This window comes from Pseudomonas aegrilactucae (genome assembly GCF_019168305.1).
GTDB classification, from domain to species: domain Bacteria; phylum Pseudomonadota; class Gammaproteobacteria; order Pseudomonadales; family Pseudomonadaceae; genus Aquipseudomonas; species Aquipseudomonas aegrilactucae.
On the sequence record NZ_JAHTBI010000083.1, the window covers coordinates 15,672 to 30,324 of the forward strand.

Sequence of the window (14,653 nt, forward strand, 5' to 3'; positions counted from 1 at the left end):
TTTGCCCACGAACAAGGAGTCTGACTGGATCATGAGCACCAAGCCTTCCCTTATCCTCACCCGATTGGACGTACAGCGTCTCGAGCGTCTGATCGACAGCCTCGATGAAAAGACGCAGGACTCACCGGGTGTGCTCGCCCTGCAGGACGAGCTTGACCGCGCCGAACAGGTGGTCGGTCACGAGGAGGTTCCGGCCGGTGTCGTGACCATGAACTCGCGCGTGCATTGCCGCGATGAAGTCAGCGGCAAGGACTATCACCTGACCCTGGTTTACCCCAAGGATGCCGGTGCCGAAGGCACGGTATCGATCCTGGCACCGATCGGCAGCGCCTTGCTCGGCCTGTCGGTGGGCGAACAGATCGACTGGCCCGTGCCAGGCGGCAAGACGCTCAAGCTCAAGCTGCTCGAAGTCGAGTACCAGCCGGAAGCGGCAGGCGACTTCGACCTCTGATCAGGCCGACGCCAACGCCTGGTTCAGCACCTGTTCCAGTTCCTGCTTGTAGCGCAGGTACAGGATGCTCGAACCCTGGCCCTCGGCCAACAGGTCGGAGAGGTCCAGGTCGGTGATGTAGCACCGGTAGCGCTGAGCGTCGCGGCGCTGGCCGATGATCTCGCGGGCGACCACGGCATAAAGCTGGTCGCCATGCTCGAGCTCGGAAAACTCCTTCTGGTTGCAGTACAGGGTCACCTGCAGGGCGTCGTCGACACCGGCCTGGATGATCGCCTGCACCTCGTAGCCTGGGCTGTCGAGCGTGATCGCCGGCACCTGCCGCGCTTCGACCTGGCGCGCCTTGCCGCTGCCTGCGGGCAGCAGCTGGTAATAGCAGATGTCCAGCGCACCCTGCGCCTGCAGGCCCTCGAACGGCAGGCGCGCGTTGTGGCGGAACACCACCGACTGCAGGAAGCGCTGCAGCGGCAACAGCAGGCTGCTGTCGTCGTGATACGGCAGGCGCTGCTGCCACAGCGCATTGAACTCATCCAGGATGTACACGTCGGCCCAGCTGTCCTGCAGCCGGTAGAACAGCTGCAGGCACTGCGGCTGGCCCTCGGGCAGCACCAGCGCCAGGTCGTGGTCTTCCAGCACGTTGGCGTCCAGGTGCAGCGGGCTGTACGCGGCACGTTCCTCGCTCAGGTAGGCGAACAGGGCTGTCTGGCTGTCCAGGCTGACCAGGTTGACCGCGCCCTTGTGCAGCTCCAGCACGTGGGTGTGTTCCTGCACCTGTATCAGGTAGCGATGCCCCAGCCCCTCGGCCAGCAACCCCTGTGCGCTGGCAAACAGCGCTTCGACCCGCTGCGCGATGGCCTGCGCACGGTTGTGGCAGAAGCAGCGCACGCTCAGGGTGGGCGTGTGGCCCTTGCGGTCCAGGGCATTGAGGTAGTCGCGCAGGCTGCGCATCAGGGCGTGTTCGCCGTCGTAGCGGTGTACCTGCACTTCGTTCCAGCTGTTGAGGGTGACCTGGTCCAGGGTCAGTACCAGGTTCTCGCGTACCCCGGCGTAGCTGAGCGAGTCGGTGCGCTCGGTGGTCATCAGGATGTTCAGGTCGCGGTGATGGCGCAAGGGGTCGATGCCCACATTCACCAGCAGCAGGATCTGGTCCGCCACACTCGGCTGCAGCAGGCGCGCCTCGCTGACCTCGGCAAACGGCAGGGCCACGCTCTGTTGCAGGCTGCCCAGCAGGTTGAACAGCTCGAATTCGCTCAGGTCGCTGCTACCCGGGTTCAGGGCTACCCGGGTGCTGCTGTCGATCACCCCGTTGCGGTGTGCCCAGGCCAGTAGCTCGAGCAGTTCGCGGCAGCGCTTGAACGGCACGAACTGCTCCCATTCGTGGGCAGTGAGGTTGCCGCTGTACAGGCTCCAGTAATGCTGCCCAGGCTCCTGGCGGTTGGGTGACTGCACCAGGGTGACGGTGTCTTCGGCGATGTCCGGGGCAATGCCCGGGTTGATGAATTCGACCTTGCCGGCGCGCCGCTCGAACGCCGCGTACAGGCGCCGGCCAAGCACGTTGAGATCGCGCTGGTCGAGGCGGCTGGCGGCCTGCGGGTTGCGTGCGAACTGGCCGAGGAAGCGGTAGCTGTGGTTCAGCTCGGCCACCAGGATGCGCCGCTCGGCTTCGACCTGGCGCACTTTCCACTGGCTGCGGCTGTCGAGCAGCATCAGCTGGCGTTCGTCCCAGCCCCATTCGCGGGTCAGGCGCTCAAGCAGGTCGCGTTGCCAGCCGCTGCTGCGCTGGCGCGCCAGCAGGCTGATCTTCTTGTTCACCTTCAGGTACAGGCTGCGCCGTACCAGTTCCAGGCGCTGGGTTTCGCCGCGGTGCTGCAGGTACTGCTCGATGCGCCGGTACACCATCATGTACGGGTCGAGTTCGTCGAGGTCGAGGCGGTTGGCGAACACGGCTTGCTTGAATTGCAGGCTCAGGCACTGGACGTTGGGGTGTTCGCTGGCGTAAACCTCGGTCAGCAGCAGCTTGAGCAAGGATTTGTAGGGCGACTCGATGCCCTTGAACAGTTGCCACAGCCCGGCGCCGACGAACTCGCCGGGTGGGATATGCGCCAGGTGGCCCAGGTCGAGGTTTTCGTCGGCGCGGATGAAGCGCTTGGACAGCAGCGTTTCGGTGTAGTGGGCGTAGGTGCCTTCCTCGTACACCGGCACCAGCCACCACAGCGGTGTGCGTCCGGCCAGCCACAGGGCGGTGCGGTAGAACTCGTCCAGCAGCAGGTAGTGCTGGGTGGTGCCGCAGTCGTCGGAACTGAGGGTGGCGTTGCGTTCGCCCGTGACAAAGCGCTCGGGTTCGATCAGGAACAGGTGCAGCTCGGCGCCCTGGGACGCGGCCCAGACTTCCAGTAGCAGGCACTTCTTGCGCAGCTCGGCCAGTTCGCTGTCGCTCAGGCCCGGTGCGTGGCACAGCCACACGTCCATGTCGCTTTCATCGGCCTGGGCCAGGGTGCCCAGGCTGCCCATCAGGTACAGCCCCAGCAGCGGGCGTGGTGGTTCACCGTGGCGCTTGCGGTAGCTGAACGAACGGGTCAGGCGCAGGGCTTCGGCCAGGGCGTCGTCGTCCGGCTCGTAGCGCGAGATGCCTGCCGGGGTGGTGCCCGAGACATAGCCGGGCAGCAGGGGATGATTGACGTGAAAGAACAGCGCCAGCAGGTTGAGCACCTGTTGCTGGCGGCTCGACAACCCGTCCATGGCCCGCGCCAACCGACCCTGGTTGATCGCCAGAAAGCGCTTGCGCAGCTGGCTGAGCACCTTGCGGTCGATGCCTTGGTCGAGGTCGGGTCGAATTTCGTGGGGGTGGTTCATTGCGGGCTCTGACTGGCCGTCGGGGACACTGGCGAGTTTAGCCGCTGCGGGGCGAGGGATTAAGGCCTATTTGATTTTTGGCGCCATTTCTTCAACGCACCGTTCAAGTGCTGCGGTGCGTCGATTCGCCGGCAAGCCAGCTCCCACAGGGGGTTGCAGCGCTCACAACACCCTGTGGGGGCTGGCTTGCCAGCAAATGGGGCAAAGAAGGGGTCAGGCCGCCTCGGCCACCGTGTTCAGGATGATCAGCAACTGCTGCACGTTCTGCGCTGCATCACGCCCCAGTGGGGTCAGATAGCCGCCGTCTTCCAGCGTGATCAGGTGTTTGGCAAACAGACGCCTGGCGGCGGCAATCGCCTGGGGTGCTGCGGTGGCGTGGACCTTGAGGCCCTCCTGTGTACTGTCCAGGTTGAACAGCGCAAGTATTTCCAGTTCGGCAATCAGCTCGGGGGTCAACGACATAGGTACTCCGGACTTTCCTGAATTGGACGGCAGCACCCCGCAGGGGTACATGGAATTGCAGTGTAGCCACGCTCGATGGTTGTTGTCTCAGTTCTTTTCGGGGGGCAATTCAGGCAGCGCGCGCAGGGCCGTCTCGTACCACTCGGTGTCGAAGGCACGGTCGTCTTCGAGCATCGCATCGATTTCGCAGGCCAGCACGTGGGCCATGAGATTGAGGATGTCCTCGCGCTCGTAGCCTACCAGGGTCAGCTTGTTGAAGGTGGCCTTGGCTGCCGGCGGGTTGTCGCTTTCGATCTGGTTCTCGATGGCCTGGGTCAGCGTCGATTCGGCGAATTCTTCTTCATCATTGTCGATGTCGGTGGGCTCGCTCATGGGCGCTCTCCTTGGAATGGGCCTCCAGTTTGCCATGGGGCAAGCATCAATGCCGCGCTATCGACACGTAGCATGATGCTGGTCAGTGCCCGCGCTTGCGTCTATAAATGCCCGGCCAACCCCTTTCGGCCTGGAGGCAGTTACATGCTCAAGCTTCATGGTTTTGCAGTCAGCAACTACTACAACATGGTCAAACTGGCGTTGCTGGAGAAAGGCCTGCCCTTCGAAGAGGTGCTCTTCTTTGGCGGCCAGACCCCCGAAGCGCTCACGCTCAGCCCGCGCGGCAAGGTGCCGGTGCTGCAGACCGAGCACGGCTTCCTTAGCGAAACCAACCTGATCATCGATTACATCGAGCAGACCCAGCCCGGCAAGGCGCTGCTGCCCAACGACCCGTTCGCCCAGGCCAAGGTGCGTGAGCTGGCCAAGGAAATCGAGCTGTACATCGAGCTGCCGGCGCGTGCGTGCTACCCGCAGTCGTTCTTTGGCATGCACGTACCCGACGCGATCAAGGCCAAGGCCCGCGACGAGCTGATCGCCGGCATCGCAACCCTCAAGCGCAACGGCGTGTTCAGCCCCTATGTGGCGGGTGACAGCCTGAGCATGGCGGACCTGTTCTTCTGCTTCAGCGTGGACCTCGCCTGGGCAGTGGGCAAGAAGGTGCACGAACTGGACCTGCTCGAAGACTTCCCGCAGGCCAAGGCGCTGCTGGAGCAGTTCAAGGGCAACCCGAACGTGCAGAAGATTCTGGCAGACAAGGAAGCCCTGATGCCGGCCTTCCTGGAGAGGGTGCGCAGCGGCAAGCGCTGAGCAGGCAGTGCCCGGCCCGTGCGGATGACGGGCCGGACGCAGACCTTAGCGGCTGGCCAGCAAGGCCTGGCCGCGGGCCACGGCCGCACGCACCTGGGCCGGTGCGGTGCCGCCGATGTGGTTGCGCGCATTCACCGAGCCTTCCAGGGTGAGTACGGCAAACACGTCCTGTTCGATCTGGTCGCTGAACTGGCGCAGCTCCTCCAGGCTCATCTCGGCCAGGTCCTTGCCGCTGTCCACACCATACTTCACCGCATGCCCGACGATTTCGTGGCAGTCACGGAACGGCAGGCCGCGGCGTACCAGGTAGTCGGCCAGGTCGGTGGCGGTGGAGAACCCGCGCAGCGCGGCTTCGCGCATGATCGCGTGCTTGGGCTTGATCGCCGGGATCATGTCGGCAAAGGCACGCAGCGAATCGCGCAGGGTGTCGGCGGCGTCGAACAGCGGCTCCTTGTCTTCCTGGTTGTCCTTGTTGTAGGCCAGTGGCTGGCCTTTCATCAGGGTCAGCAGGCCGGTGAGGGCGCCGAACACACGGCCGGTCTTGCCGCGCACCAGCTCCGGCACGTCCGGGTTCTTCTTTTGCGGCATGATCGAGCTGCCGGTGCAGAAGCGGTCGGGCAGGTCGATGAACTGGAACTGCGCGCTGGTCCACAGCACCAGCTCTTCGGAGAAGCGCGACAGGTGCATCATCGCAACACTTGCCGCGGCGCAGAATTCGATGGCGAAGTCGCGGTCGGACACGCCGTCCAGCGAGTTGCCGGCCACGGCTTCGAAGCCCAGCAGCGAGCAGGTCAGCTCGCGGTCGATCGGGTAGGTGGTGCCTGCCAGTGCGGCGCTGCCCAGGGGCATGCGATTGGTGCGCTTGCGGCAGTCGACCAGGCGCTCGTAGTCGCGGCTGAGCATTTCGAACCAGGCCAGCAGGTGATGCCCGAAGGTCACCGGCTGCGCGGTCTGCAGGTGGGTGAAGCCAGGCATGATGGTTTCGGCTTCACGCTCGGCCTGGGCCAGCAAGCCCTGTTGCAGGCGGGTGATCTCGGCCAGGATCAGGTCGATTTCGTCACGCAGCCAGAGGCGGATGTCGGTGGCCACCTGGTCGTTGCGGCTACGACCGGTGTGCAGCTTTTTACCGGTGATGCCGATGCGGTCGGTAAGACGTGCCTCGATGTTCATGTGCACATCTTCGAGGTCGATGCGCCAGTCGAAGTTGCCGGCCTCGATTTCACCCTGGATGGTGGTCAGGCCGTCGATGATGCTGTCGCGCTCGGCATCGGTAAGTACGCCGACCTTGGCCAGCATCGTGGCGTGGGCGATCGAACCCATGATGTCGTGGCGGTACAGGCGCTGGTCGAAGGTGACGGAGGCGGTGAAGCGGGCGACGAAGGCGTCGACGGGCTCACTGAAGCGGCCGCCCCAGGACTGGTTGGTCTTGTCGGTGCTCATGGATTCACTCGTTGAAGGCGTGAACGGGAAAAAGTGCGGCTGATGATAACAGGGTTGCCGGCCCACACGGGGCTCGGCGGTCGGCGCAGCGGTGGGTTTATGCCGCGTGCCGGGGTAGCACGAGCGCGATGGGCAAGGATATTTATCGATTGAACGGCAGCGTGCCGGCAACCGTCTACAGTTGGACAGAGGATCGGCAGGTTTTGCCCTCCCAGTGAATCTTTAGCCATCGTGCGAGTCTGAGCGTGGATCGCCGTGACGGTCGTCACCTCACCTGTCTACGCTTTCCTTGTGCGAGACTCACGCAGGAATCCAGCGCTATATGAATGTCCTGATCGTTGATGACGAACCCCAAGCCCGGGAGCGCCTGAGCCGAATGCTCGGCGAGCTGGAGGGTTATACCGTGCTGGAGCCCAGCGCCACCAATGGCGAAGAGGCCCTGGCATTGATCGACAGCCTCAAGCCCGAGGTGGTCCTGCTCGACATTCGCATGCCGGGCATGGACGGCCTGCAGGTAGCTGCCCGCTTGTGCGAGCGCGAAGCGCCGCCGGCCGTGGTGTTCTGTACCGGTGATGACGAATTTACCGTGCAGGCCTTCCAGGACAGCACCCTGGGCCACCTGCTCAAACCGGTGCAGCCCGATGCACTGCGTGACGCGTTGCGCAAGGCCGAGCGGCCGAACCGGGTGCAGCTGGCGGCGCTGACACGCCCCGGCGCCGAAAGCGGTAACGGGCCGCGCAGCCATATCAGTGCGCGTACGCGCAAGGGCATCGAGCTGATCCCCATCGACCAGGTGGTGTATTTCATTGCCGATCACAAGTACGTGACCTTGCGCCATGAAGGTGGCGAGGTGCTGCTGGACGAGCCGCTCAAGGCACTGGAAGACGAGTTCGGCGAGCGCTTCGTGCGCATCCACCGCAATGCGCTGGTGGCCCGTGACCGCATCGAGCGCCTGCAGCGCACCCCCCTGGGGCATTTCCAGCTGTTCCTCAAGGGCCTCAATGGCGATGCCCTGATCGTCAGCCGCCGCCACGTGGCCGGCGTGCGCAAGATGATGCAGCAACTTTAGGACAAGGCAGCAACGGCTATTTGCCAGGGAAGGCCTGCCTTGCTGACATGGATCTGCTAGCGGCGCGGGTTGAGCTGTTATCATCCGCCGCATCTATCTCGTACGGATCGATCCATGTCCTCTCGTGAAATCCGCATTGCCACGCGCAAAAGTGCCCTTGCCCTGTGGCAGGCCGAATATGTCAAAGCCCGCCTGGAACAGGCCCATCCCGGCCTGATCGTGACCCTGGTGCCGATGGTCAGCCGCGGCGACAAGCTGCTCGATTCGCCGCTGTCGAAGATCGGCGGCAAGGGCCTGTTCGTCAAGGAGCTGGAAACCGCGCTGCTGGAGCAGGACGCCGACATCGCCGTGCACTCGATGAAAGACGTGCCGATGGACTTCCCCGAAGGCCTGGGCCTGTTCTGCATCTGCGAGCGCGAAGACCCGCGCGATGCCTTCGTGTCCAACACCTATGCCAGCCTCGATGCGCTGCCGGCCGGCAGCATTGTCGGCACCTCCAGCCTGCGTCGCCAGGCGCAGTTGCTGACCCGTCGGCCCGACCTCGAAATCCGCTTTCTGCGCGGCAACGTCAATACCCGTCTGGCCAAGCTCGACGCCGGCGAATACGACGCGATCATTCTCGCGGCAGCCGGCCTCATCCGCCTGGGTTTCGAAGACCGCATCACCGACAGCATCAGCGTCGATGACAGCCTGCCGGCCGGTGGCCAGGGCGCGGTAGGCATCGAGTGTCGCAGCGCCGACCATGCGATCCATGCGCTGCTTGCGCCGCTGCATCACGCCGACACGGCCGACCGGGTCACGGCCGAGCGGGCCCTGAACAAACACCTCAATGGCGGTTGCCAGGTCCCCATCGCCTGCTACGCCGTGCTTGAAGGCGAGCAACTGTGGTTGCGCGGCCTGGTCGGCGAGCCGGCCGGTGGGCGTCTGTTGAACGCCCAGGCCCGTGCCCCGCGCCAGGACGCCGAGGCGCTCGGTGTTCGCGTCGCCGAAGCGCTGCTGCAGCAAGGCGCCGAAGAGATCCTCAAGGCGGTGTACGGCGAGGCCGGTCACCCGTGAACCGCTGGCGCCTGCTGCTGACCCGGCCGGCCGAGGAAGGCGCGGCGCTTGCCGCTACCCTGGCCGAGGCCGGACTGTTCGGCAGCAGCCTGCCGCTGCTGGAGATCGAAGCGCTGCCGGCCAGCGCCGAGCAGCACGCGATCATGCGTGAGCTGTCGCACTATTGCGCGCTGATCGTGGTCAGCAAGCCCGCCGCCCGCCTGGGCCTTGCATTGCTCGACGCGCATTGGCCGCAGGCGCCGGCGCTGCCGTGGTTCACGGTGGGGGCGGCGACGGCGGCGATCCTCCAGGCCCATGGCCGCGAGGTGCACTTCCCGCCCCAGGGCGATGACAGCGAAGCCTTGCTGCAGTTGCAGCGCCTGCAGGCTGCCATCGCGCCGCCGGGGGCGCGGGTGCTGATCCTGCGTGGCGAAGACGGTCGCGAGTTGTTGGCCGAGCGATTGACCGCATGGGGTGCTAGTGTCGATTATCTGCCCCTGTACCGTCGGCGCCTGCCGGACTACCCGGCGCACACGCTGGTGCAGCGCATCGACGTGGAACGCCTGAACGGCCTGGTGGTCAGCAGTGGGCAGGGTTTTGAACACCTGCGTCAGCTGGCCGGGGCCGAGTGGCCGCGGTTGGCCCGGCTGGCGCTGTTCGTGCCCAGCCCGCGGGTGGCCGAGCAGGCGCGTGCCTGCGGTGCACAGAACGTAGTGGATTGCCGTGGCGCCAGTGCCGCGGCTTTGCTGGCGGCGTTGCAGGAAACCCCTGCGCCCGCCTCTTAAGGCGCTAAGCTGATTGGCGACGTGCCTCAATGCAAAGGATGGATACGTGAGCGAAACTGCCTTGCCCAAAGATGATCTGCAGCCGGCGTGCGAGACGCCCGCGCAAACACCCGCCGCCCCCGTCAAGCGGGCCGGCACTGGTCTGGCACTGTTTGCCCTGCTGCTGGGCGCCGCTGGCGTCGCGATCGGTGGCTGGGGTGTGTGGCAGGTGCGCCACCTGCAAGGGGCGACCCAGCAGCAGCGCGATCAGTTGCAGGCGCTCAATACCCAGGCGCAGGCCTTGCAGCAAGGCGAGCAGCAGTTGTCGTCGCGCCTGGCCGACTTGCCGCCGGCCTCCGAACTGGAGGACCGCCGGCGCCTGGTGGCGCAGTTGCAGGGCGACCAGCAGCGCCTGAGCCAGCGCCTCGAAACCGTACTGGGTGCCAGCCGCAAGGACTGGCGCCTGGCCGAGGCCGAGCATCTGCTGCGTCTTGCCAGTCTGCGCCTGTCGGCCCTGCAGGACATCACCAGCGCCAAGGCGCTGGTAGAAGGCGCTGACCAGATCCTGCGTGAGCAGAGCGACCCGGCCTCGTTCGCTGCCCGCGAACAGCTGGCGCGCAGCCTGGCCACCCTGAGCAGCGTCAAGCAGCCGGACCGCACCGGGTTGTTCCTCAAACTGGCGGCGCTGCGCGAGCAGGTGGTGCAGCTCACGGCCATGGCACCCGAATTCGAAAGCAGCGGCGAGTCGCTGTTCGGCCTGAGCGCCGAGGGCGATGGCGCCAGTCGATGGTCGCAATGGTGGGCGCAGATTTCGCGCTACTTCCGCATCGATTTCAATGCCGACAAGAACGTCAAGCCGCTGCTGGCCGGCCAGGCCCTGAACCAGGTGCGCCTGGCCCTGAGCCTGACCCTGGAGCAGGCCCAGTGGGCGGCGCTCAACGGCGAGCCGAACGTCTATGCGCAAGCGCTGGATGAAGCGCGCAGCGTGTTGCTGGCCAACTTCAACCACGACAACGAGCAGAGCAAGTCGATGCTCGAGCAGCTCAATGCCGTGGCGGGTGAACCGGTGTCGGTGGTGACCCCTGACCTGGCCCAGAGCCTCAGTGCGGTACAGGCTTACCTTGAGCGGCGCCACCTGCCGGCTGAAGAAGCCCTCACCCGGCAACCGGCGGCCCAGGGCCGTCAGGAGAGCAGCCCATGAAACGTGCCTACCTGTGGGTGGTGCTGGCGATCGTCGCCGCTACCCTGCTGGGTATCGCCGTGGCCCGGCACAGCGGTTACGTATTGATCGCCTATGACAGCTTCCGCTACGAGTCGAGCCTGTGGGCCACCCTGGGGCTGCTGGTGGCCGTGCTGGTGCTGGTACTGCTGGTGCGCTTCACGCTGGGCCTGGTGTTCACCTCCAGCGGAGTGGTCAACCCCTGGTCGCGGCGCAACCGCAGCCGGCGTACGCGTCTGGCCGTCGAACAGGGCCAGTTGGACCTGGCCGAAGGGCGCTGGGCCAGTGCCCAGCGTCACCTGCACCGCGCCGCAGAAGCCGAGCGTCAGCCGCTGCTGTACTACCTCGGCGCCGCCCGCGCGGCCAACGAACTGGGCCGCACCGAAGACAGCGACAACCTGCTGGAGCGTGCGCTGGAGCGCCAGCCCCAGGCCGAGCTGGCCATTGCCCTGACGCACGCGCAGTTGCAGGTTGACCGCGGCGACACCGAAGCGGCGCTGGTGACGCTGCAGGCCATGCACGAGCGCCACCCGCACAATGTGCAGGTGCTGCGCCAGTTGCAGCGCCTGTATCAGCAGCGCGGCGACTGGAGCGCGCTGATTCGCCTGTTGCCCGAGCTGCGCAAGGACAAGGTGCTGTCGGCCGCCGACCTGGCCGAGCTCGAGCGCCGCGCCTGGGGCGAGAACCTGAGCCTGGCCGCGCGCCGCGAGCAGGACGATCAGACTGCACGCCAATCACTGGAGCGTGCCTGGCAGCAACTGACCGCAGCGCAGCGCCAGGAGCCACAGTTGGTGCTGGCATACGCCGAGCAGCTGCGCCAGCTGGGTGCCGAGAGCGAAGCCGAGCAGGCCCTGCGCACCGCCCTCAAGCGTGACTACGAAAGCCACCTGGCGCGACTGTACGGCCTGGTGCGTGGTGCCGACCCGGCGCGCCAGCTGCACACCGCCGAAGGCTGGCTCAAGCAGCATGCCGATGACCCCAGCCTGTTGCTCACCCTCGGCCGGCTGTGCCTGCAGAATCGCCTGTGGGGCAAGGCGCGGGACTACCTCGAAAGCAGCCTGCGCCTGCAACGCAACCCCGAGGCCTGTGCCGAGCTGGCGCGCCTGCTGGCGGGCCTGGGGGATACCGAGCGTAGTAACCAGTTGTTCCAGGAAGGTCTGGGCCTGCTCGACGAGCGACTGCTTGCCCTGCCACTGCCCGAGGCCGTGCGGGCGTGAGCCAAGGCACGGGTCTGGCGCAAGGCCAAACCCGTGCCGTTTATCTGCCTGAACAGGTGGGTAACTTTTCCTCCCGCCGTTGCGGAAGTATCTGCCAAGGCATGTAGATACTTCCCTTGTGTTTCAGGGATTTATCGCTGCCGTCGTGCCTTGAAACATCGCGCGTTCTTCCTCTACCGTTGTTACATGTCTTTCCCGCACCTGGACTTGCCATGCGATTGGCCTGTTTGCGCTCACTGTTCTCCCTGGCTTTTGTTGCGTCAGCCCTGATCCTCGGCGGTGCGTTCTACCTTGAGTTCGCCAAGGGCCTGGTGCCCTGTCCGCTGTGCCAGAGCCAGCGCGCGGTGCTGGGGGCGTTCGCGGTGGTCTGCCTGGTTGCCCGCCTGCGTGTGTCGGGGCAGGGCGGGGCGCGTCGTTATGCCGTTGCAGCCCTGTTGCTGGCACTGGCCGGTGGCGTGCTGGCGGTGCGCCAGATCTGGCTGCAGGGCCAGCCAGCGGCCTCCAGTGTGCCGTGCGCACGGCCGCTGGGGGGGCTGATCGAGCAGGGCGCCTACCGCGAGGTGGTGCAGGCACTGCTGCTGGGCTCGGACGAATGTGCATCGATCAACTGGAGCTTTCTGGACCTGAGCCTGCCCGAATGGAGCCTGCTGGCATTCCTTGTGCTTGGCGCACTGGTGCTGGCCCGATTGCTTCAGGGCGGGCCGCCGTGGGTGGGCAAGTCATTGAAACCCTGACGCTTGCTGACGGGGGTCAGGCAATCGACCGATGGCCGTGGGCGGCGGGATTAAACACTTGTATGAAACTTGTCGCGTGCGTACCTTGAAGGCAAGGGCGCGCGGGAATAATCTCCCTTGCACGCATACCCAAAACACTGCTGCTCGATGCCGTTCTGCTGCTTTCACCCTTTGTTGCGCAACCTCGCGCAACGGGGCGCAGCGGCATGACCCAGAAGGGAAGAGATCGCCATGTTAGATAGTTGTCAGAACGCTCAGGAACGCTGGGGTGGGGTTCACAAGCTCATTGACCGCTGGCTGCAGGAGCGCGAGGAGCTGGTCATCGCTTTCGACACGTTGAGCGATGCCAAGGCCGCCTTCGCCGAAAAGGATCAAAGCAAGGATTTCTGTGCGGTATTGATCGACTACGTGTCTGCCTGGCACTTCGAAGTCAGCGAGCAATTGGTGGCTGAAGCCAAGGCGTTCGGAGATACCGGTGGGTTGGAACTGGCGGAACAGATCAGCCCGCGCATTAGTGCAATCACCGATATCGCTTCCGCGTTCAATGACCATTGCGACAAGGGGGCCTGCAATGATCCTGAACGCTTCGCCAAGAAGCTCAGCGAACTGGGCAGCCTGCTGCACGAACGCTTCGAACTCGAAGACTGCCTGATCGAAGTGCTGCACAACGCGCACAAGCAGGAAGAAGCCGCTCAGGCCTGATACCAGGCGCTCGTTGCCGACACTCAGTCGGCAACCCCCAGCAGTTCGATCTCGAACACCAGTGGCGTGTAGGGCGCAATCAGGTCGCCCGCACCGTCCGCACCATAGGCCTGGGCAGAAGGGATCGCCACGCGCCATTTCGACCCTGTCGCCATCTCGGGCAAGGCCACCTGCCAACCTGCGATCACGCTCTTGAGGCTGAACCACTGCGCCTGTTCGCTCTGATCGAACACCGTGCCGTCGGGCAGCGTGCCGACATAGCGCACCTGCACTCGGCCGCCCGCCTTGGGTGATGCGCCGCTACCCTTGACCAGCTCGGTCGCCAGCACACCCTCAGGCAATTCACGCACACCGGCACGCGCGCGCTCCTGGGCCATGAAGCGTGTTTCCATCGCCATCATCTGTTCAACCTGGGATTGCTGCGCGGCCTGTTCGGCCTGGGCTTCATGTTGGCTCAGGATCGCTTCGCGCCGGGCCTCGCTGAGGGCCAGCGGTTTGTTTTCATAGGCGCTCTGCAAGCCTTCGATCAATGCCTTGAGCTGCAACTGGGGCATCTCGGTGCGCAGGCGCTCGCCCAGGCTTGCGCCGACGCTGTAGGACAGGTCGTGGGCAGTGGCCGGTTGCTCGCCGGTGTCTGCAAAAGCGCAGGGCAGGACGAGCAGCAAGGGCAATAACAGGTAGCGTGACACAGCGTACTCCTGACGAGTTTTGTGAGGGGGTATGGAGCAAATACCGACAGCCTTTTTAACAGCATCTACACTTGTGCGCAGCTGCAGCCATAACAACTTTGCCCAGGCATGCAACGCGGCGTCCTACTTACTGTCAACATGCCCTAGCGGCGGTAGCAGCAGAAGGTCTAGTATGAGCCGCATTCTCGTCAGCCAGGAGGTAAGCCATGTCGGCCAGTAAGAAGCCAGTCAGTACGCCATTACACCTGCTACAACAACTCTCGGGCAGTCTGCTCGAGCATCTGGAAAGTGCCTGCTCGCAAGCACTGGCTGATGCTGAAAAACTGTTGGCCAAGTTGGAAAAACAACGCGGCAAGGCCCAGGAAAAACTGCACAAGTCGCGCCTCAAGCTGCAAGACGCAGCCGCTGCCGGCAAGGCCAAGGCCCAGGCCAAGGCCAAGAGCGCCGTAGGCGAACTGGAAACCCTGCTCGATTCGCTCAAGGATCGCCAGTCGCAAACCCGCCTGTACATCGTGCAGCTCAAGCGCGACGCCCAGGAAAGCCTGAAGCTTGCCCAGGGTGTGGGCAAGGTCAGAGAAGCCGCCGCCAAGGCACTGACCTCGCGTGCGGCCAAGCCTGCACCTGCCACCGCCGCCAAGGCGCCGGCACGCAAGGCTGGCGCAAAACCTGCCGCCGCAAAATCGGCTGCCGCCAAGCCAGCCGCCAGAACTGCCGCTGCCAAGGCGCCAGCCAAACCGGCTGCTAAAACTGCCGCCGTCAAAGCCCCGGCCAAGCCAGCTGCCAAACCGGTCGCCGCCAAGCCAGCCGCCAAAACCGCCGCTGCCAAAGCTGCAGTTGCCAAG

At 64.9% G+C, this 14,653-nt stretch carries 15 protein-coding genes and 1 pseudogene; 11 read left to right on the top strand and 5 right to left on the bottom strand.

The genetic code is table 11. From position 1 onward, the window contains the following. Window positions 1-31: 31 nt before the first annotated feature. On the top strand, window positions 32-451 hold the full coding sequence (gene rnk, locus KUO17_RS21145) for a nucleoside diphosphate kinase regulator (protein WP_217977449.1): 420 nt from the start codon (window positions 32-34) through the stop codon (window positions 449-451). Here rnk and KUO17_RS21150 read toward each other — a convergent pair whose 3' ends face one another. From KUO17_RS21150 to KUO17_RS21160, 3 genes are all read right to left on the bottom strand, one after another. After that, window positions 452-3,301, bottom strand: a complete 2,850-nt coding sequence (locus KUO17_RS21150) for a class I adenylate cyclase (protein ID WP_217977450.1) — start codon at window positions 3,299-3,301, stop codon at window positions 452-454. 213 nt (window positions 3,302-3,514) lie between these two features. After that, window positions 3,515-3,763 (bottom strand): TIGR02647 family protein, encoded by a 249-nt coding sequence (locus KUO17_RS21155; RefSeq protein WP_217977451.1) that lies wholly within the window; start codon window positions 3,761-3,763, stop codon window positions 3,515-3,517. Window positions 3,764-3,850: 87 nt separating this feature from the next. After that, on the bottom strand, window positions 3,851-4,135 hold the full coding sequence (locus tag KUO17_RS21160; RefSeq protein ID WP_163943591.1) for a hypothetical protein: 285 nt from the start codon (window positions 4,133-4,135) through the stop codon (window positions 3,851-3,853). Between the two features lie 144 nt (window positions 4,136-4,279). On the opposite strand from KUO17_RS21160, the gene KUO17_RS21165 reads away from it, so the two are divergent. Continuing rightward, on the top strand, window positions 4,280-4,942 hold the full coding sequence (locus KUO17_RS21165) for a glutathione S-transferase family protein (protein WP_217977452.1): 663 nt from the start codon (window positions 4,280-4,282) through the stop codon (window positions 4,940-4,942). A gap of 45 nt (window positions 4,943-4,987) precedes the next feature. Here the strand turns inward: KUO17_RS21165 and argH are convergent, their stop codons facing one another. Further along, on the bottom strand, window positions 4,988-6,382 hold the full coding sequence (argH, locus tag KUO17_RS21170; protein ID WP_217977453.1) for an argininosuccinate lyase: 1,395 nt from the start codon (window positions 6,380-6,382) through the stop codon (window positions 4,988-4,990). Window positions 6,383-6,600: 218 nt separating this feature from the next. On the opposite strand from argH, the pseudogene KUO17_RS21175 reads away from it, so the two are divergent. From KUO17_RS21175 to rsd, 8 genes and pseudogenes are all read left to right on the top strand, one after another. Continuing rightward, window positions 6,601-6,708, top strand: a pseudogene (locus KUO17_RS21175) (sensor histidine kinase); the annotation flags it as partial. Continuing rightward, window positions 6,705-7,451, top strand: a complete 747-nt coding sequence (locus KUO17_RS21180; protein ID WP_217977454.1) for a LytR/AlgR family response regulator transcription factor — start codon at window positions 6,705-6,707, stop codon at window positions 7,449-7,451. The pseudogene KUO17_RS21175 and the gene KUO17_RS21180, both read left to right, overlap by 4 nt. Before the next feature lie 114 nt (window positions 7,452-7,565). Continuing rightward, window positions 7,566-8,507 carry a hydroxymethylbilane synthase gene (hemC, locus tag KUO17_RS21185; protein WP_217977455.1) on the top strand — a complete coding sequence of 314 codons (942 nt, stop codon included), beginning with the start codon at window positions 7,566-7,568 and terminating at the stop codon, window positions 8,505-8,507. After that, window positions 8,504-9,271 carry a uroporphyrinogen-III synthase gene (locus KUO17_RS21190; protein WP_217977456.1) on the top strand — a complete coding sequence of 256 codons (768 nt, stop codon included), beginning with the start codon at window positions 8,504-8,506 and terminating at the stop codon, window positions 9,269-9,271. The genes hemC and KUO17_RS21190 overlap by 4 nt, the downstream gene beginning before the upstream one ends. Window positions 9,272-9,317: 46 nt before the next feature. After that, window positions 9,318-10,451: a uroporphyrinogen-III C-methyltransferase gene (locus KUO17_RS21195; RefSeq protein WP_217977457.1), complete on the top strand. Its 1,134-nt coding sequence runs from the start codon at window positions 9,318-9,320 to the stop codon at window positions 10,449-10,451. Beyond that, window positions 10,448-11,686 carry a heme biosynthesis HemY N-terminal domain-containing protein gene (locus tag KUO17_RS21200; protein ID WP_217977458.1) on the top strand — a complete coding sequence of 413 codons (1,239 nt, stop codon included), beginning with the start codon at window positions 10,448-10,450 and terminating at the stop codon, window positions 11,684-11,686. The genes KUO17_RS21195 and KUO17_RS21200 overlap by 4 nt, the downstream gene beginning before the upstream one ends. A 212-nt stretch (window positions 11,687-11,898) precedes the next feature. Beyond that, window positions 11,899-12,420 (top strand): disulfide bond formation protein B, encoded by a 522-nt coding sequence (locus KUO17_RS21205; RefSeq protein WP_217977459.1) that lies wholly within the window; start codon window positions 11,899-11,901, stop codon window positions 12,418-12,420. Between the two features lie 231 nt (window positions 12,421-12,651). Next, window positions 12,652-13,122 (top strand): sigma D regulator, encoded by a 471-nt coding sequence (gene rsd, locus KUO17_RS21210; protein WP_217977460.1) that lies wholly within the window; start codon window positions 12,652-12,654, stop codon window positions 13,120-13,122. A gap of 23 nt (window positions 13,123-13,145) precedes the next feature. On the opposite strand, the gene KUO17_RS21215 is transcribed toward rsd, so the two are convergent. Continuing rightward, window positions 13,146-13,811, bottom strand: coding sequence for an FKBP-type peptidyl-prolyl cis-trans isomerase (locus KUO17_RS21215; RefSeq protein ID WP_217977461.1), 666 nt, complete (start codon window positions 13,809-13,811; stop codon window positions 13,146-13,148). A 206-nt stretch (window positions 13,812-14,017) separates the two neighbouring features. Between KUO17_RS21215 and KUO17_RS21220 the strand changes: the two genes are divergently transcribed. Beyond that, on the top strand, window positions 14,018-14,653 hold a 636-nt coding region (locus tag KUO17_RS21220; protein ID WP_217977462.1), incomplete at its 3' end, for an AlgP family protein.